This is a genomic window from Streptomyces cellostaticus (assembly GCF_023630175.1).
Lineage (GTDB): Bacteria > Actinomycetota > Actinomycetes > Streptomycetales > Streptomycetaceae > Streptomyces > Streptomyces cellostaticus_A.
Map to the genome: position 1 here is coordinate 19399 of NZ_JALLIN010000036.1, position 18380 is coordinate 37778.

The following is an 18380-nucleotide window of genomic DNA, read 5'->3' on the forward strand; positions in this document are numbered from 1 at the left end:
TAGGACTGGACTCGGCGGTGGTTGACACAGCGCGAACGCAAGCAACGCGCATGCGCTCAGGGCGGTTTCACCCACTCCGCCGCGCCTCGGTATGAGCCTTGGCGTGACCGAGCGTCGCCCGGCTGTTAGTGCTCAGCGCGTTCCGGACGTAGTTCCTGGCGTCCGCGACCGTGCGTCCCACACCGAGAACCTTCTCGACGGCCTCGGGCTTGACGACCACCGTGTGCTGCGAGGTGGCGTCCACCCCGCCGCCGCGCGGCGTGAGCGTCCAGCAGCCGGTGTGGGCGCTCATCAGCGCCGGCACGGTGGTCTGCTTGTAGACGATGCGGTCGTCGCCGCGCACCACCCGGACCGACTCGGTGTTGTGCACGGAGCCGTCTGCGGCCTTGGTGTCCATGGCCATGACCTGGACGCCCGGCTGGTCCTCGGTCAGTTCGAGCCGGGACACGTGCGGTAGACGCTGCGGCCACAGGTCGGCCCGGTTGAGGAAGTCGAAGACTTCCCGCGCGTCGCCCTCGATGCGCACCGTGTCCTCGAAGCTGAACATCAGCGCGTCCAGCTCATCGTAGCGTTCGGCGACCCCCTTGATGCCGGCCAGCTCCGCGTCGCTGTTGCCGTCCAGCGCGGCGTTCACCCAGGCCACGTGCTCGGGGGCGTCGTCGACGACGGTGAAGTCGTGGTGGAGTTCCAGCCGGGTGCGGGTGGGGGAGAGGGCCGTAGCCCGCCAGGTGCCGCCCATCGAGGTGACGGGGTGCGCCGACACCTCCTGCCGGAAGCGCACCGTGAGGGCCTCCGGGTCGAGGTCCCGGCGCGAGGTCCACTGCTTCACCTCGCCGCCCGCCGTGGCCCAGATCCGGATGCGCTCGGTGCGCTCGCCCCGTTCCACGTGCTCGACATGGATGTTGGGGGTGAAGAACACAGGCCAGCGCGACACGTCCGCGATGATGTCGTGGACCACCCGGGCGGGTGCGTCGATCTCGAGCTTGTGCAGGGTGTGGTGCCTGTCGGACACGGGGCCCTCCCTCTTGTCTCGGCCGTATGCCGGGATCAGTAGTTGCCCAGGCCGCCGCAGACGTTCAGCGCCTGGGCCGTGATGGATGCCGCGGTGTCGCTCACCAGATAGCCGACGAGGCCGGCCACCTCCTCCGGCGTGGAGTAGCGTCCCAGCGGGATCTTTGCCTGGAACTGCTCCAGGACGTCCTCCTCGGTGGTCCCCCAGGCGGCGGCGTAGCCAGCCCGCACCCGCTGGGCCATCGGAGTCTCGACGTAGCCCGGGCAAACCGCGTTGACGGTGACGCCGGTCGGCGCGAGCTCCTTGCCGAGCGCTTTGGAGAAGCCGATCACCCCGTGCTTGGACGCCGAGTAGGGCGCCGCGAGCACCACGCCCTGTTTGCCGCCGGTGGAGGCGATGCTGATGACCCGGCCCCAGCCGCGCTCCCGCATCCCGGAGCGCTTGAGCACCTCGCGGGTGACCAGGAAGACGCTGTTGAGGTTGGTGTCGATGACGTCGTACCAGGTCTCGTCGGGGAGGTCGGCGGTGACCCCGCCGCCGTTGCGGCCGGCGTTGTTCACCAGGACGTCGACCCGGCCGTACGCCCCGAGGGCGGAGTCCACCAGGGCCCGGACCGAGGTCTTGTCCCGTACGTCGCACGACGTGCCGTCGGCCTCGTGGCCGACGGCACGCAGTTCCTCCACCGTCCGCTTCACGGCGTCCGTGTCCCGTGCGCAGAGGAACACCGCCAGGCCCGCGCGGGCCAGGTCCCAGGCGACGGACAGCCCGATGCCGCTGGTGGCGCCCGTGACGAGGGCCACCCGCCGATCGTCGTTCGCCATGGTCTGGTCTCCCCTCGTCGGTGATGTCGGCCCTCACCGTGGCCTGGTCGGCTCGAACCGAGGTAGAAGACCGCTGGACGCCGTGCGCGGCCCGGGCGCCGGGCTCCAGCCCGGATCGAGGCGGGCTGCAGCCGGCCGGCGGACCCTTCGGGGAACCCAAGGCCTGATTCAGGAGGAAAACCGCATGTCGATCGCCGAGACGGTGTCCACCGACCCCACCCTCGCCGGACCGTACCAGCTGGTCCAGCAGTTCTATGCACGGCAGATGCGGCTGCTGGACGACGGCCGGGCGGAGGAGTGGGCCGAGACCTTCACTTCCGACGGCGTCTTCAACGCCAACGCCTTCCCGCAGCCGGTCGTGGGGCGCGCCGCGATCGCCGCGGCCGCGCGTGCCGCCGTCGACGACTATGCCCGGCGCGGCATCCAGCGCCGCCACTGGCTGGGCATGCTGTCGGTCCGCCCGGGGGACGGCGAGGAGCTGCTCGTCGGCTCCTACGCGCTGGTGGTGGAGACACCGCGCGGCGGCACCCCCGAGATCCGCTCCAGCAGCATCTGCGACGACGTCCTGGTGCACGAGTACGGCACCTGGCGGGTGAAGGACCGTCAGATCCGCCGGGACGACATCCGACCCGGCGCCTGAACCGGCGACGACCCCCGGGCACGCCTGAACCAGCCGTGACCCCTGCGCCCGGCCGGCTACGACGAAGGGGGCGGGGCCCGAAGGTCCCGCCCTCCTCCTCTGTCTGCCACCGCCGTCACGCCGGCCGAGCCACCTCGCTCAGACCGTCGTTCATGCGCGCCAGGAACTGGCGTGGCGTCGTCGCCTCCGCCACCACCTCGTCCGGCAGCGTGAGGCCGTAGTCCTGCTCGATACGGCCGATCACCTGCAGCATCGCCAGGGAGTCGTAGCCGAGGTTGGTGAAGGAACGGTCCAGGACGTCGCCGTCCAGGTCCACCCCTTCCTCCTCGCCCGCGCACTCGCGCAGCAGGCCGGTGAGTTGCTCAAGGGTCATCTCCGCCATGGGGCACACCTTTCTGGGGATCTTCAGCTGTCGGGCACGGCGGTCACCACCGCGGCCGCGTTGAACCCGCCGTGGCCGCGCGCGAGCACCAGCGCGTGGCGTACCGGGCCGCGGCGTACGGCGGTGACCAGGTCGACGGGGCAGTCGTCGGCGGGGGAGGTCACATGGACGGTCGGCGGGATCAGCCCCTCGTGGACCGACAGCAGCGCCGCCGCCAGGTCCAGGGCCGCGCCACCGGCCAGCAAACGCCCGGTCATTGTCTTGGGGACGGTCACCGGCACGCCCCGGGGACCGAAGACCCGGGCCAGGGCGTCGGCCTCCTGCCGGTCGAGGTCGCGGATCCCGGCGCCGTCGGCGAAGACCACGTCGATGTCGCCGGCGGCGAGTCCGGCGTCGTCCAGGGCCAGTTCCACCGCCCGGCGCAGGCCGGGCTCGGCGTCGGTGCCGGGTGCCGGGTCGAACGTGGCGGCGTAGCCGGCGAGTGCGCCGTACGTCCGGGCACCGCGCGCCCGGGCCGCGGCGGCGTCCTCCAGGATCAGGATCGCGCCCCCCTCGCCGGCCACATGGCCGCGGGCGTCACCGGCGAACGGCAGGTAGGCCCGCTCCGGTTCGGCGACGGTGCTCATGCGTCCGCCTGCCAGATGACCGGTCCAGCCCCAGGGGCAGAGGGACCCGTCGACGCCTCCGGTCACCATCAGCGCGCTGCCCTTGCGCAGCTGACGGCGGGCCTGGGCCACCACGTCCAGTCCGCCGGCCTGCTCGGTGACCAGGACGCCGCTCGGCCCGCGCAGCCCGTGTCTGATAGAGATCTGGCCGGCGTTGACGGCGTAGAACCAGGCGAAGGACTGGTACGCGCTGACGAACTGTCCGCCCTTGCTCCACAGGGCCTGCAACTCGCGCTGGCCGAACTCGAACCCACCGGCCGAGGCCGCGGTAACCACGCCGGCGGCGTACTCCGGCAGGCCGTCCGGATCCACATTGGCGTCGGAGAGCGCCTCCTCGGCGGCGGTGAGCGCGAGCCGGGTCATGTGATCGGTCTGCGGCAGTAGCCGGCTGGGGATGTGCCGCTCCGGCTCGTAGTCGGGCACCTCGCCGGCGAGGGTGGCCGGATAGCCGGTGGCGTCGAAGCGGGAGACCGGACGGATGCCGTGCTCGCCCGCCAGGGTGGCCCGCCACCAGGCCTCGGTGCCCAGCCCGTTGGGGGCCGTGACGCCGATGCCAGTGAAGAGCGGGGATGCCGTGCTGCTCATGCGGCCCTCCGATCCGGGCGGGTGAGCACCATGGCGCTCTGGAAGCCGCCGAAGCCGCTGCCGACCGTCAGCACCGTGTCCACCCGTGTTTCGCGCGCCGTCAGCGGCGTGTAGTCCAGGTCGCACTCCGGGTCGGGCTCATGCAGGTTCGCGGTCGGCGGTACGACGCCGTGCTCGACGGCGAGGGCGCAGGCGGCGATCTCCAGCGCGCCGATCGCGCCCAGCGAGTGGCCGATCATCGACTTGATCGAGCTGACCGGGACGGCGTAGGCCCGCTCACCCAGGCTGCGTTTGAACGCGGCGGTCTCGTGCCGGTCGTTCTGCTTGGTGCCCGAGCCGTGGGCGTTGACGTAGTCGACGTCGGTGGGGTCGGTCCGGGCGTCGTCGAGGGCCGTACGGATCGCCTCGGCCATCTCGGCGCCGTCCGCGCGCAGGCCCGTCATGTGGTACGCGTTGCTGCGCGAGGCGAACCCGGCGATCTCGGCGTACACATGGGCGCCGCGGGCGCGGGCCCGCTCCAGTTCCTCCAGGACGAACACGGCCGCGCCCTCGCCCAGCACGAACCCGTTGCGGGTCCGGTCGAAGGGCCGGGAGGCGTGGGCCGCGTCGTCGTTGCGGGGGGTGGTCGCCTTGATCGCGTCGAAGCAGGCGACGGAGATGGGCGAGACGGGGGCGTCGGTGGCCCCGGCCACCATGAGGTCCGCGCTGCCCTCACGGATAAGTTGCACCGCGTGCCCGACGGAGTCGAGGCCGGAGGTGCAGCCGGTGGAGACCAGCGCCGTCGGGCCCTGTGCGCCGACCGCCCAGGCCACCTCCCGGGCGAAGGAACTGGGGACGAAGAAGTCGAACAGGTGGGGAACGGCGTACGTGTGGTCCACCAGCCAGGTGGCACCGCCGTCGCTGACCACCGCGTACTCGCTGTCCAGGCCCATCGTGGCCCCGACGGCGCTGCCGATGGTGACGCCGGTGCGGCAGGGGTCCGTGTCGGCCGTCTCCAGCCCGCTGTCCACCACTGCCTCACGGGCGGCGACCACTGCGAACTGCGCGGCGCGGTCCATGCGCCGGATCTCCTGCGGACGCAGTCCGGAGGCCACGGGATCGAAGTCGACCTCGGCGGCCACCCGGGAGCGGAACGACGAGGCGTCGAACAGGGAGATGGTGCGGGTGGCGGTGCGTCCCTCGGTCAGCAGCGACCAGAACGGCTTGGTCCCGCCGCTTCCGCCGGGGGCGACGACCCCGATTCCGGTGATGGCGACGCGCCTGCTCATCGGGGCCCGCCCGTCCGCGCCGCCGCGGGGCGAGCTGTGGGGTGGGAGGGGCGGGTGGGCTGTATGTGCACGGGGACGTCCTCTCTGCCGAGTCGGTTCCTGCGGCCCGGCGCCCGTACGACGGGCTCCGTGCGGCATCCCCGACGATGAGCCGGTGTCCTCAAACGCTGCTCGACCGGTGGCTGAGTCCTGCGCCGAGCGTGGTTCACCCGTCCACGAGCGCCACCGCGCGCGCCCAGCCGGCGCCCCCGTTCCTGATCTTCACGGGAAAGCAGCAGACTTGGAAGCCGGTCGACGCAGGCAGGTCCTCCAGGTGGGCCAGCCGCTCGATCTGGCAATACTCCGTACGGCGTCCGGCGAAGTGGGCCGGCCACAGGACCGACGGGTCGCCGCTCTCCCGGTAGCGCCTGATCATGTCGGGGAAGGGCGCGTCGAGGCTCCAAGCATCGGTGCCGATGACTCGGACCCCGAAGTCCAGCAGGTACTCGGTGGCGGGCCCGTCGAGACCGGCGAAGTCCGTGAAGTAGCGGGGGGTTCCGGCGTGCTGGGCGGCGCCGGTGCGCAGCAGCACGATGTCCAGGGGCTCGGGCTGGCGTCCGACGCGTTTGATCGCGTCTTGGATCTGGTCGCGGTCGATCACGCCCGTGCCGACGTCGGAGACGTCGAGCAGCATTCCGGGCCGCAGGAACCACTCCAGCGGCATCCGGTCGATGTGCCGGGGTACCCCGTACGAGGCGGTGGACCCGTAGTGCGAGGGCGCGTCGACATGGGTGCCGGTGTGGCTGGTCAGGGTCAGCGTGTCCAGTGACAGCAGTTCGCCGCCGGGCAGTTCGGACGGGTCGAGGTCCAGCCCGAAGTGCCGTTTCATTTCCTCGCTCATGTGACGGGCGCCCTCGGCGGGCGTCATGATGTCGTGCCGGACGGGGTCGGGCTCCCATCCGTCGGCGTCGATCGGTGAGGACAGGTCGATGATGCGCACGGCTGTCTCCGGTCCGGTGGGATGGCCGGTCCGTCCCGGGTGACGGACCGTCGTGCCCGCCACTGTGCGGCCCGGCCCTCGAACCCGGATCGAGGTCGGCGCATATCCGTTTGCAGGTGAGGGGAACCAGTCCGGCGGCGTGCTCACGCAGGGCCGGGAGAAGCCGTACGCGACGGGCGGGCGGCACCGCGGGGACGACCACCGGAACCTCCCGGGACCGACATCCGCGCCGTGTTAATAAAGTTGGACCAATGATTGAACCTCCATGTAGTCTGCACGCGAATCATCACGTGTGTTGCAGTCGGCTGGGGAAGGACACGTCGCGGGGACCGGTGCGTGGCCCGGGAATACCGCCTCGCGTGACAGACGAACCCTCCTGATAAAACCTCGGACGGGGTATCCATAAGGACCGTGCCTGACCGACCGTCGGGTAAGGGCCGACCCGCAGAGAACACCGGCGGAGCAGCGGCGGATATTTCCGCCCGATCCGTCGAATGGTCCCGCGGCCCACTCCGGCTGAATTCGCGAACCAGCCGCACGCCCGGTAATCCAGGGTTCTGTCATATAGGGGGAACGCGTGGTACGAGTACTGCTCGCGGAGGACGAACACCTGATACGGGGTGCCCTCACGGCCCTGCTGAGCGAGGAGGTCGGAATCGAAGTCGTCGCGGACACCGGTACCGGCCGTTCGGTGTTGTCCCTGTCACTTCAGTACCGGCCCGATGTCGTCGTCCTCGACGTGATGCTGCCGGACATGACCGGACTGGAGGTCGCGGAACAACTCCAGGAACACCTGCCGTCCTGTCGCATTCTGCTGCTCACCAGTCTCGGGATCCCGGGCACCGTCCGTCAGGCGCTGGAACAGCAGGTCGACGGCTACCTGTTGAAGGACGCCCCGCCCGCGGCGCTGGCCGACGCGATCCACAAGGTCGCGGGCGGCCAGCGGGTCATCGCCCCGAGGCTGATGCTGGCCGCGTGGGAGAGCCGCGCCAACCCGCTCACGCCCCGGGAGACGGAGATCCTGCGCTGGGCCTCCGAAGGGGGCAGTGTGCGGGACGTCGCGGACGCCGCCCGGCTGTCGTCGGGGACCGTCCGCAACCATCTCAGCAGCATCGTCACGAAGCTCGGGGCGCGCAGTCGTCTCGACGCGGTCCGGATAGCCCAGGACGCGGGCTGGTTGCCCTGAGCTGCGGATCCGTGCGGAGCACGGGGCAGGTCACGGTGAGCCGGAACCAGCCGTCGGGTGTCACGGCCGTCGTGCATGACCCGCCGACGGTGCTCGCCCGGCCGGACAGATTACCCAGCCCGCGCCGCTCCCGCGGCAGCTCCCACCGCTCCCGCGCCGGCACCCGCAGCTCCTCGGGCACGCCGTCGTTGGCCACGCACAGCACGATCTGGCCGTTCCTGCGACGCACCGTGATACGGCACCGGCCGGCCGTGCTGTGCCGCAGCAGGTTGGTCACCGCCTCCCGCAGGACCGCCACGAGCATGTTCTCGACCTCGGCCGCCAGCCGGCAGGGCTCGCTGCGGATGGTCACGTCCACGCCCACCGCCCGCAAAGTGGCGCGGGCCACGTTCAGTTCTCCGGACAGCGACAGCGTCTGGATCCGGTGGGCCAGCGACCGCAGATCGGTCAGCGCGTCCCGGGCGAGCTCGACCGCCGTGCGCAGCTCGGCGCGGGCCCGCTCGTCCTGCCCCGTCAGATAGCGTTCGGCCAGCTCACCGCGGAGGGCGGCCATGGTGAGCCGGCTCGCCACCAGATCGTGCAGGTCCCGGGCGATCCGCAGCCGTTCCTGATGGGCGGCGTCGCGCACCGCGGTGTCCCAGGCGTGGTCCAGCCGGCGCAGCCGCCAGGCCATCCGCATCAAGGCCGCCACCCCCAGACCCACCGCGGCGGTCACCGCCGTGACGGTCGCCGCCTGGTACTGCGGCAGCCCGCTGCCCACGGCGACCGGCCACGCGACCGCCACGATCACCGCGAACGACGCTTTCCCGGCCGGGCCGTTGAGCACCGCCTGCGCCGATCCGGCGGCGAACCCGGCCATGGCCGGCCACTCCACTCCCCAGACCAGCACCGGCAGATAGGTGAGAGCCGCCTGCGCCACCACGCCGGCCCACCGCTGGTGCCGTCTCGTCAGGACCGCGCCGTGCAGCGTGTGGAGGACCTGAAGGACCACCAAGGGGGGCAGCAACACCGCCCAGGCCACCACCGCGGTGGCCGTAGTCCCGGTATCGAGCATGGCCGAAAGTCCGGCAAGGGCCACCCCGCACTGCAGGAACACGACGATCAGTACCGGCCACCACGGAACCAAGACTCCCCTACGCAAGCCCCGCACAACTCTCCCCCGTCCGTTCGTCCTGCTGAGATCAGCGTTACGAGCAATATTGAACGAGTGACCTCCGTTTCTGCCATACGCCCGCTGGCCACATTCGTACGGGCCCTGGACAGCGGTTTATCGAAGATTTAAGTAAACACCGATCGCGGCCCGGTTTCCGGCAGCGCCGGCCGGGTAGAGGCGAGGCCCTCCGGAATCGTCGTTTTTCTCCGAATGACGCCGAACTCCCGTTTGTCGACGCTGCAGCAGATTGCCCTGGGTCTCGGGTGAACGGGTTCACGGAGTCGGTAAAGAACCGGTGGGCCGGTATGTCGCGGGGGCCCGAAAACGGCCAGGACCGAAATGAATTCATGGGCCCACTGCCGTGATGTACCACACACGACCGTCCGATGCGCTCCTGGCGCGCTCCGTGACGGAGACGGCCGGCTCCGCGGGCGGGGCGCGGGGACGCCAGACGAACGCCCGGGGCGAGCCAGGGCCATTGCATGTAGTCGATCTGTCCGGTTGATCACCTGGTCCCGAGGGCTGTGAGGGGTCGTCCCGGGTCGCGCGCGGTGTAGGGGCAGGCTGCGGCGATGTTGGTGTGGTCGTCCTGGCGGAACACGCTGACGGCGAGAATGAGCGCCGTCAGCGGGAAGCACCGGCCACGACGGTCACGCGGGTCGGGCAGCTCCGCCAGGAACCGGACAAGGCACACCGCGTCGGGCAACGGCTGCGGCGACGGAATATGGCCCCGCTGCTCCAGGCCCGACGGTATAGGAGAAACGACAGTAGGCACGGTCTTCGGTTGTGGTCACGGGAACTCGACACTCACATGATCAGCGAGATCGGGCCTGCACTTGTATCCGGACCAGCCTGCCATGACCGGCCATCACAGGGCACTTCCGCCCAACTCGCAAACACGCAAGGTCCCTGGGACGAGCGTGCACAATTCACGGGGGCATCGGTGCGGCATACCCTTCAGCGCCCGCCGCCGGGATGACAGGCTCCGAGCATCCTGCTCGCGTGACGACATGAAGGGTTCGCACATGCAGATGAAACTCGGTGTCCTCGGTCCGCTCCACGCCCAGCTGGGCGGCGGCTCGATCGTCCCCACGGCGGGCAAGCCCCGGCAGGTCCTCGCGCTCCTCGCCCTCCGCGCGGGGCGCGCCGTGCCCGTGTCCACGCTGATGGAGGAGTTGTGGGGGGACGCCCCGCCCCGCAGCGCCTCGACCACCCTGCAGACCTACGTCCTCCACTTACGCCGGGCCATAGCCGCCGCACTGCCCGAGGGGTGCGCGCTCTCCCCGAAGGACGTCCTTGGCATGTCCTTCGGGGGCTACCGGCTCGCCGCGGTCGTCGAGGAACACGACCTGACTGGCTTCGAGGACCTCGCGCTGCGCGGCGCGACCGCGCTGGAGGCCGGTGACGCCCGGGCCGCTGCCGACCTGCTGAGGCGCGCCCTTGACTTGTGGCGGGGGCTCGCGCTGGAGGACGTACCGCAGGGCACGGTCCTGGAGCTGGAGGCCATCGGGATGGAGGAAACGCGGATGCAGGTGCTGGAGCAGCGCATCACGGCCGGACTGCGGCTGGGCCGGCACGCGTTGCTCATCCCCGAGCTGCGGGTGCTCACCGCCCGTCATCCGCTCAACGAGAACCTCAGCGCCCAGCTCATGACGGCGTTCCACCGGGCCGGCAGCACCTGGCGGGCGCTGGAGGAGTTCCGCCGGCTGCACCGCAGCGTCGGTGAGGAACTCGGTATCGAGCCCGGTGTCCGGCTCCAGCGGCTGCACCAGGCGATCCTGAGCGGCGAACCGGAGGCCGACGAGCTCGACCTCAGCCCCCTGCTGGCGGGCTGAGGCCGTCATGTGCCGCCGCTGTCCGGCTCCAGGGGGCCGGACAGCGGTGTGTCATGCGTGCGGTCGCTGCGGCTCGGAGCGCTCGAGGGCGCTGACGTACAGCTGGGGATCGCTGGTGCTCAGTTCTCGCAGGGCCCGGGCGTGCGGAGCGAACTCCGGCTGACGCAAGGCCTGTTCTAATGCCGTGCGGTTCTCCCACTCCGCGACGTTGACGTACTTGCCGGGCTGGTCCGCGTGGCGCAGCAGCCGGTGCCGCAGAAAGCCGGGCTGGGCGCTGAAGAACAGCGAGGTCCGGTCGAAGACGCGCTCGAACTCGGCAGGGGAACCGTGCACATCGAAGCGGTTGACGAAGGTGATCACCAGAGTTGCCTCCTGCCGGGCGGGCTCGAATCCACGACCGCCATCGTGGTCGGCACCGCTCGACAGGGGCTCGAACGGCCGTGGTGGCAAGGCCGATCGAGGGCTGGCCACGTTCAGGAGCCGGAGCCGGACCTTCGTGCTTCCTCGGCCCGCAGGACCTCCCAGGCGTACGCGGCCGCGCGACGGGCGAGCCCGGCGAGGGCCTCCGTGTCACCAGGCTCGCCGGCCGGCGGAGAGCCGAGGCGGCGGATCAGTTGATCCGGTGCGGAGGGAGGCAGCGGGTGCAGGGGGACCTGGGCCAGGTCGCCGCCGACGAAGAACGCCTCGTCCGCGGGGAGCCGGTCGGTCGCGGTCGAGGGCTGGGCCGAGGAACCGCTGCGGGCAGCACGCAGCCGGGCGAGCAGTTCCTCCCGGTTGTGGCCGCGCAGCGCGGGCAGCAGGAACGGGTTGTCGTCCAGGGCGCCGGCGAAGGTGTAGTGCACGGCGGCGCCGTGCACGCACGGATCACCGGTGTCCCGGCACCCGCACCGCGAGGAGAACTCACCGCGGCGCGGGAACAGCGTGAGCCCCGCCTTCCCGAACGTCTCGTCGATGTTCTCCGGCATCTGTCCCTGCAACAGGCTCGCCGCATGCTGGATCTGGCCGGCCAAGGCCCGCACCCCCGCCTTCCACTGCTCCTCGGTGAACACCGGCAGGCAGAGCGCCACCTGGTAGGTGCGTCCGCCCTGTTCCACCCGGGCGGTCACCTCGCCCGGCTGGACCTGCAGTCCCTGTACGGCTCCTTTGCGGGCCAGGGAACGTCCCCGCGGCAGCCGGGTGTTGGGATAGGTGGCCCCCAGTGACTCCAGGGCGCGGATCCAGCGCTTGCTCCACCAGGTCGCGCCGAAGGTCTGCTGTCGGTCGCGGGCATCCGTGGTGCGGCCGGTGGCCGGGCTCATGCGGTGTCTCCCGAGTCGGCGAGCCGGACCAGTGCGTGCAGCGCGTCGTCGTCCAGCTCGGTCAGCCAGGTCTCGCCGGTGCCGACGACGGCGTCGGCCAGCGAACGCTTGCTCTGTAGCAGGGCGTCGATGCGCTCCTCGAAGGTGTCGGCGGTGACCAGCTTGTGCACCAGGACGGTCTTGGTCTGGCCGATCCGGTGCGCGCGGTCCGTGGCCTGGTCCTCGACGGCCGGGTTCCACCACCGGTCGTAGTGCATCACGTGCGAGGCGCGGGTCAGGTTCAGGCCGAAGCCGCCCGCCTTGAGGCTGATCAGCAGCAGCGGCGGAGCGTCGTCGTCCTCCTGGAACGCGCGTACCATCCGGTCCCGGTGTTCCGTCGGTGTCCCGCCGTGCAGGAACGGCACCCCCGTCAGGCCGAGCTCGCCCGACAGATGACGGGCCAGCAGATCGCCCATCACCCGGTACTGGGTGAACACCAGCGCCCGTTCACCGGACGCCACGACCTCGCCGAGCATCTCGGTGGCCCGCTCCAGCTTGCCCGAGCGCCCGGCGAGCCGCCCGGCGTCGGTGTCCTCCTCGCCCAGGACCTGGGCCGGGTGGTTGCAAATCTGTTTGAGCCGGGTGAGCAGCCGCAGCACGTTGCCCCGCCGCTGGATGCCGCTGCCCAGTCCGTCGTCCGTGTCGAACGCCTCGTCCACGGCGGCCCGGTACAGCCGGGTCTGCTCCGCGGTCAGGTCGCAGGAGACCGTGGACTCCAGCTTGGCGGGCAGCTCGTCGACGACAGCGCTCTTCATCCGGCGCAGCATGAAGGGCGCCGTGACGGTACGCAGCCGGTCCGCGGACTCCTGGTCGCCGTCCCGTTCGACGGGGACGGCGACCTGCTCCTTGAAGCGGCGGTGCGAGCCGAGCAGGCCCGGGTTGGCGAAGTGCATGATCGACCACAGCTCCGACAGCCGGTTCTCCACGGGCGTGCCGGTCAGCGCCACCCTGGCGTGCGAGGTCAGCCGGAACGCGGCACGCGCGGTCTGCGCGGTGTGGTTCTTGATCTGCTGGGCTTCGTCGAGGACGACCAGGTCCCAGTCGACGGAGGTCAGCAGATCGGCGTCCAGGCGCAGCAGCGCGTAGCTGGTCACATGGACGGTCCCGGGGGCGAACTCCTCGGGACGGGTGGCTCGGCGGGGCCCATGGTGCAGCCGAACGGTCAGGTCCGGCGCGAACCGCGCAGCCTCCCGGTGCCAGTTGCTCACCACGGAGGTCGGGCAGACCACGAGCTGCGGCCGCTGCCGGGGCCGGCCGGCCAGCAGGGCGATGGTCTGGAGCGTCTTGCCCAGACCCATGTCGTCGGCGAGCAGGGCGCCGAAGCCCAGCTCGGTCAGCGACTGGAGCCAGGCGATGCCCCGGCGCTGGTAGTCGCGCAGCTCGGCGCACACACCTGCGAGTCGGGGCTCCTCGTCGGCGAGCGCCGTACGCAGCCGGCTCACCAGGTCGGCGACCGGCCCCTCGGCCAGAGCGGGGACGTCGCCGAACTCCTCCGTACGGTGGCGTCCGCACAGCGCGACCGACAGGGCCTCCGCAGTGGACAGCCGCCCGGTCCGCCCCACCAGGGAGGCGAGTTCGGCCACACGCTCGGTGTCGACCCGTACCCAGACATCGCGCCACAGGGCGAACGGCTCACCGCACGCTGCCAGTTCGGTCACCTCGTCCGAGGTGAGGACCTCGTCGCCCACCACCGCCTCCCAGCGGTAGGTGACGGTCCGGTGCCGGGCCCCGGCGGTGTCCGTCACATCGGCCCGCTGGCCGCCGCGCCGGGATCCGACCCGCAGCCGCGGCCCGAGCACCCGGGCACCGTCCTCCAGCTCCCGCGGGACCGCCACCCCGATGCCCGCGTTGCGCAGGTCGTTGCCCGCGTCTTCGAAGAGGGCCGCGGCATTGAACGGGGTGAGCCGTACCTGGACGGGCCGGGCCTCGCCCAGGCAGGCCGCGAGGGGCCGGAACCAGCGCGCGGCCACGCCGAGCGAGGCGGTCAGCGTCTCCTGCGGGTTGTCCAGGAGGCGGCTGCCGAGCGGGATCGCGGAGGCGTGGCTGCGCCACACCCGCTGCGCGGGCAGCAGCAGACCGGGCTCGTCCGCCGCCTGGAGATGGAAGTCCAGCGGCCAGGGCGCGTCGGGCCCGGCGGGCAGCCCCAGCCGCAGGCACAGCCGGGCCGGAACGCGCTCACCCGATGCGGCCGCCGCCCAGCGCTCCACGTCGTCCACGGCGGGCAGCCGCTCGTGCACCACCTCGGCCCGTTCCCCGGCCAGCGCGCCGAGCCAGGCCCGAGACCAGGCCGCAGGGGAGGCGTCGGGGGTTCCGGGAGGCCGGGACGCGCCGGATCCTTCCGTGCGTCCACGGAGCCGTCGGGCGGGTTCGGCCGGCTCCGCGGCCGAGGCGGACGCACGGACACACAGGTCGGCCACCGCGTCGCAGAACGCCTCCAGCAGGGCCTGCGCCGACCAGAGCCGGGCTCCGTCGGGTTCCGCGTCCACGGTGATCGCAGCGTCCAGGGTGACCCCGGTGTCCACGCGCAGGGCGTGCGCGGCGGCCGGCAGGGCCTCGGCGAGCGCGTCCAGGCGGGGGTCGCCGACGGGGTCGACGTGCCAGTGCGCCAGGTGCCGGCCGTCCGGCCCGGCACGCAGCAGGGGTACGGCGTGCCCGGCGACGACGTGCTCCAGCGCCCAGCGGGCGGCGACGGACCAGGCGTACACCGACCGGTCGAGCCGGACGTTGCCCTGCGGACCCGGGGCACCACCGCCACCGGCGTCGGCGTCGACGCCCGCCGGTGCCAGACCGGCCAGCGCGCGCAGCACGTCGCCCAGCGGCACCAGCAGCGCGGGCATCTCCGCCCGGACCAGACGGCCACCGCCGGGCACCACCGTGGGCAGAGAGGCGACCTCGGACGTGCCGTCGCTCAGGCCTGCGCCCTTCGCGTCCGTTGCCGGGTCGGGCGTCCCCCAAAAAGCCATACGCCCCCGTCCGGGCATCTCCGGATCCGGCACGAAGGTCGCCTGTAAAAGGCCGAGAAATCCGGGAGTTTCTGATGCTTCCATCCGGTGTCCTGTCTGTGGGAATGCTGGAGGCCGACGGCCTGCGTGCGGTGGGTCGGGTCGTGCACGGGATTCCAGGATAAACACGCCGGGAGGGCGCACGGCATGACGGAACCGCCGCCGAAAACATTCCGGCGGCGGTTCCGTGGCCGGAATTATTCGCTCCGTTCGGGGGCGGTGTACCAACTGCGCGGATCGACATCGCGCGGAACCCAGGCGGGAGCTCCCTGCTCGGTGTTCACCCTTTTCTCCACGACCACCAGATTGTGGTGGACGTGTACCGCGCCGATGCCGCGTTCCCAGCGGGTGGCGGGGGAGACGGGCCCGTCCTGCGCCGGGGTGCGCTCCTGGTGGTTGAGGCCGTCGACGAGTGCCTTCACGAACCCCATGGAGGTGGTGGGGTCGTTCAGGTCGCGGTCGTTGCCACCCCAGCCCGTCCAGTACGCGGTCTGGGTGTCCTCGACGACGTACAGACCGCCGGGCCGCAGATGCGGGAAGAGGGCCTCGAAGGAGGTCAGCACATGCTCGTTGAGGTGGCTGCCGTCGTCGATGACGATGTCGAACGGCCCCCGCTCGGCGGCCAGCCCGGCCAGGTACGCGGGGTCCGACTGGTCGCCGCGCAGCGGGAACAGCCGGGGCTCGGCGATGCCGCGCTTCTCGTAGACGTCCAGACCGTGGACCAAACCGCGCGGGAAGTAGTGCTTCCACATGCGCAGGGAGGCACCGCCCTGATCGGGATCGTCGTAGCCGCCGATGCCGATCTCCAGGAGGTTGACGACGCCCTCCCGCAGCTGGGCGAAGTAGCGGTCGTAGTGCGGGGTGTACCAGTGGCCGCCCCACTTGTCGGAGCGGAAGTGCACGGCAAGTTCATTCAGCGAGCGCTGCGGCCGGGCGAGCGCGCCGGCCAGCTGGTGCAGGGCCGTCACGGCGGCGGCCCGCTCGGTGTGCTCGGGGTCGGCCGGGTCGAGCACCGGCCGGTCCGGCTCGGTGATGTGCAGCTCGCGGGTGGCGTCGTGCCGGCCTGGCGCCCCGTACACGGCTCGCAGGAACTCCAGCAGGTCCTGGGCGAGGCGCGCCCGTGCCGCCTCGGCCGGGCCCGGCGTCACCTTGTGGGCACCGCCGCCCAGGGTGACCGTGTACACCGACCGCTCCTCGCCCAGCCGCAGCCGTACCTCCACCGCCGTCGCGACCGGCGGCTCAGGGAAGAGACGCGCCCGGTCGACGATCTCGCGCAGCAGCGCCCGGGCGCAGCGGTCCAGGCCCAGGTCGGCGAGGCCCGCGGCGATCTCGGCGTCGGAGCGGTCGGCGAGGCGGATGAGGGCGGTCTCCAGGGCCGTCTGCGGGTCCGCCCCGGGTGAGGTGTCCCCGGGGTTCTCGAGCGTGGTCGTGGCGTCCGTCGGCACGGGTGCTCCTTCGTGGTCCGGGTGGTGGCCCCCGCCGTGGGGCCGGCGGTGACGCTAGACGGGCCGGCTCGAACGCGACTCGACCGAAAAGATCCAGCCGTTTGTCCGTTTTTCCGGCCGGGTGACCCGGAGCGGAAGTCCCGAAAAAGTCAAGTCGACCCCTTCCGGAGAGTCGGTAATTCCAGGAAGTCAAGTAGAGAAGTGAAAGCCATTCCGGGAGCAGAATTTCCGATGGCTGTCAAATCCAGATTTTTTTCGAGGCCGTGTGAAATGAATTCAAATGTGGTGTACGGTCGCTGCGATCCGCTCGCCGCAAGGCGTGTACTGCAACAAGTAAAGGGAGGCGGCGTGTCATCCAATTTGGCGTCCTCGCAGACCGGGGCACCTTCGTCCGTGCCCACGGCTCGACTGGCGGGACGCACCGGAATCGCCCTGACGATCATCGTGGTCTGCCAGCTCATGATCGTGCTTGACATGATGATCGTTCAGATCGCCCTGCCGGACATGAAGTCCAGCCTCGGGCTGTCCACCGCCAGCATGTCCTGGGTGATCAACGCCTACACTCTCGCCTTCGGCGGGCTGCTGCTGCTCGGCGGCCGGGCCGGTGACATCCTCGGCCGGCGCCGGGTGTTCCTGATCGGCGTTGCGGTGTTCACCCTCGCCTCGTTCGTCGGCGGGCTGGCCACCGAGGACTGGCAGCTGCTCGCGGCCCGCGCGGTGCAGGGGGCGGGCGGCGCGATGGCCGCGCCCAACACTCTCGCCCTGATCATGTCGATTTTCGAAGAGGGGCCCAAGCGGGCCCGCGCCATCGCGATGTACTCGGTGGTCGGCGGATCCGGCGCGGCGATCGGCCTGATCCTGGGCGGTGTGCTGACTGACGTCGCCTCCTGGCGCTGGGTCATGTTCGTCAACGTGCCCATCGGCGTGGCCGTCTTCCTGCTCACACCGCTGTTCATCAGCGAGACCGAGAAACACTCCCGGCGCTTCGACCTGGCCGGCGCCCTCACCTCCACGGCGGGCATGGTCGCCCTCGTCTACGGCGTCACACACGCCTCCGAGAGCGGCTGGACGGACACCTCCACGTTGGTGGCCTTCGCCTTGGCCGTCTTCCTGCTGCCGTCGTTCGTGGCGATCGAGCGCACTGCGCGCCAGCCGGTCGTCAACCTCAAGCTGTTCCTCGACCGCACCCGGGCGAGTTCCTACATCGCCATGCTGCTCATCCAGGGCAGCATGATCGGGATGCTGTTCTTCCTCACCCAGTACGTGCAGCAGATCTTCGACTACAGCCCGCTGACCGCCGGCCTGTGCTTCCTGCCGGTGGCCGCGGTCCTCGTCCCCGTGGCGGGCATGGTCACCAAGCTCGTCGCCCAGGTCGGCAGCAAGGTGCTGGTGATCGCCGGGGCCGTGCTGCTCACCGGCGCCAACTGGTGGCTGTCCCGGCTCGACGAGGGCAGCAGCTACTGGGCCGACCTGCTGCCTCCGATGCTGATCTTCGGCGTTGGTATGGCGCTCGCCACCATTCCGCCCACCATGCTGGCACTGTCCGGGGTAGCGCCCGAGGAGTCGGGCTCGGCCTCCAGCGTGCTCAACGCCATCCAGCAGGTGGGCGGTTCGCTCGGGCTTGCCGTCCTGGTCACCGTCTTCACCGAGGGCGGCCAGTGGGCGGCGAACGACGTCACACCCGGGCAGGACCCGTCCACCCTCTCCGACCGCATCCTGGTCGGCAGCGTCGAGTGGGGCTTCCTCGCGGCGACCTGCTTCGCGGCGGCGACCATCGTGGTCGCCCTGTTCTTCCTGTCCCGCCGACAGGAACAGGAGCGCGCCGCGGGCGCGCCCGAGCAGGCGCCCGGCGCGGCGAGCGTCCACATGTGATCGGCCCGTCTCCGCGCTACATCCCCCGGGCGCGGAGGCGGGCTGCAGGGCCGGTGCGGGTGCCGACAACACCCCGCCGGCCCTTCGCATGCCGGCCTTCCGCCGCCCAGGCCACGGGGTCCGCGTCGTGCATGTCCCCGGATCCCGCCGCGCGCGTCCCCCGGCTCGACTCCGTGCCCTCCACAGGCCCTCCACGCC

General features: G+C 71.2%; 15 protein-coding genes. 4 read left to right on the plus strand and 11 right to left on the minus strand.

What is annotated here, in order from left to right:
- Window positions 1-67: 67 nt before the first annotated feature.
- Entirely contained in the window at window positions 68-1012 is a 945-nt protein-coding gene (locus MXD57_RS22265; protein WP_250403523.1) for an aromatase/cyclase, read from the minus strand.
- 35 nt (window positions 1013-1047) lie between these two features.
- Entirely contained in the window at window positions 1048-1833 is a 786-nt protein-coding gene (locus MXD57_RS22270) for an SDR family NAD(P)-dependent oxidoreductase (RefSeq protein WP_250403524.1), read from the minus strand.
- A gap of 184 nt (window positions 1834-2017) precedes the next feature.
- Here MXD57_RS22270 and MXD57_RS22275 point away from each other — a divergent pair, with 184 nt between their 5' ends.
- Window positions 2018-2473 carry a nuclear transport factor 2 family protein gene (locus MXD57_RS22275; RefSeq protein WP_250403525.1) on the plus strand — a complete coding sequence of 152 codons (456 nt, stop codon included), beginning with the start codon at window positions 2018-2020 and terminating at the stop codon, window positions 2471-2473.
- A 115-nt stretch (window positions 2474-2588) separates the two neighbouring features.
- On the opposite strand, the gene MXD57_RS22280 is transcribed toward MXD57_RS22275, so the two are convergent.
- The 4 genes from MXD57_RS22280 to MXD57_RS22295 form a co-directional block, all read right to left on the minus strand.
- On the minus strand, window positions 2589-2855 hold the full coding sequence (locus tag MXD57_RS22280) for an acyl carrier protein (RefSeq protein WP_250403526.1): 267 nt from the start codon (window positions 2853-2855) through the stop codon (window positions 2589-2591).
- 23 nt (window positions 2856-2878) lie between these two features.
- Entirely contained in the window at window positions 2879-4105 is a 1227-nt protein-coding gene (locus MXD57_RS22285) for a ketosynthase chain-length factor (RefSeq protein ID WP_250403527.1), read from the minus strand.
- Window positions 4102-5373, minus strand: a complete 1272-nt coding sequence (locus MXD57_RS22290) for a beta-ketoacyl-[acyl-carrier-protein] synthase family protein (protein ID WP_250403528.1) — start codon at window positions 5371-5373, stop codon at window positions 4102-4104. Before MXD57_RS22290 ends, MXD57_RS22285 begins: the two co-directional genes overlap by 4 nt.
- A gap of 205 nt (window positions 5374-5578) precedes the next feature.
- Window positions 5579-6352 carry a cyclase family protein gene (locus tag MXD57_RS22295; RefSeq protein WP_250403529.1) on the minus strand — a complete coding sequence of 258 codons (774 nt, stop codon included), beginning with the start codon at window positions 6350-6352 and terminating at the stop codon, window positions 5579-5581.
- Between the two features lie 577 nt (window positions 6353-6929).
- Between MXD57_RS22295 and MXD57_RS22300 the strand changes: the two genes are divergently transcribed.
- A complete protein-coding gene (locus tag MXD57_RS22300) occupies window positions 6930-7538 on the plus strand; it encodes a response regulator transcription factor (RefSeq protein WP_250403530.1) in 609 nt (202 codons plus the stop codon).
- Here MXD57_RS22300 and MXD57_RS22305 read toward each other — a convergent pair.
- Entirely contained in the window at window positions 7468-8592 is a 1125-nt protein-coding gene (locus tag MXD57_RS22305; protein ID WP_250403531.1) for a sensor histidine kinase, read from the minus strand. The genes MXD57_RS22300 and MXD57_RS22305 overlap by 71 nt on opposite strands.
- A 1109-nt stretch (window positions 8593-9701) precedes the next feature.
- Here MXD57_RS22305 and MXD57_RS22310 point away from each other — a divergent pair.
- Entirely contained in the window at window positions 9702-10526 is an 825-nt protein-coding gene (locus tag MXD57_RS22310) for an AfsR/SARP family transcriptional regulator (protein WP_308290880.1), read from the plus strand.
- 51 nt (window positions 10527-10577) lie between these two features.
- Here MXD57_RS22310 and MXD57_RS22315 read toward each other — a convergent pair whose 3' ends face one another.
- The 4 genes from MXD57_RS22315 to MXD57_RS22330 all read right to left on the minus strand — a co-directional run bounded on the left by MXD57_RS22315 (window position 10578) and on the right by MXD57_RS22330 (window position 16310).
- Entirely contained in the window at window positions 10578-10886 is a 309-nt protein-coding gene (locus MXD57_RS22315; protein WP_250403532.1) for an antibiotic biosynthesis monooxygenase family protein, read from the minus strand.
- A 113-nt stretch (window positions 10887-10999) separates the two neighbouring features.
- Window positions 11000-11824 (minus strand): SWIM zinc finger family protein, encoded by an 825-nt coding sequence (locus MXD57_RS22320; RefSeq protein WP_250403533.1) that lies wholly within the window; start codon window positions 11822-11824, stop codon window positions 11000-11002.
- On the minus strand, window positions 11821-14826 hold the full coding sequence (locus tag MXD57_RS22325; protein WP_250403534.1) for a DEAD/DEAH box helicase: 3006 nt from the start codon (window positions 14824-14826) through the stop codon (window positions 11821-11823). The genes MXD57_RS22320 and MXD57_RS22325 overlap by 4 nt, the downstream gene beginning before the upstream one ends.
- Window positions 14827-15062: 236 nt before the next feature.
- Window positions 15063-16310, minus strand: a complete 1248-nt coding sequence (locus MXD57_RS22330; RefSeq protein WP_250403535.1) for a class I SAM-dependent methyltransferase — start codon at window positions 16308-16310, stop codon at window positions 15063-15065.
- A 393-nt stretch (window positions 16311-16703) separates the two neighbouring features.
- Between MXD57_RS22330 and MXD57_RS22335 the strand changes: the two genes are divergently transcribed.
- Window positions 16704-18182 carry an MFS transporter gene (locus tag MXD57_RS22335; RefSeq protein ID WP_250403536.1) on the plus strand — a complete coding sequence of 493 codons (1479 nt, stop codon included), beginning with the start codon at window positions 16704-16706 and terminating at the stop codon, window positions 18180-18182.
- Window positions 18183-18380: the final 198 nt, after the last annotated feature.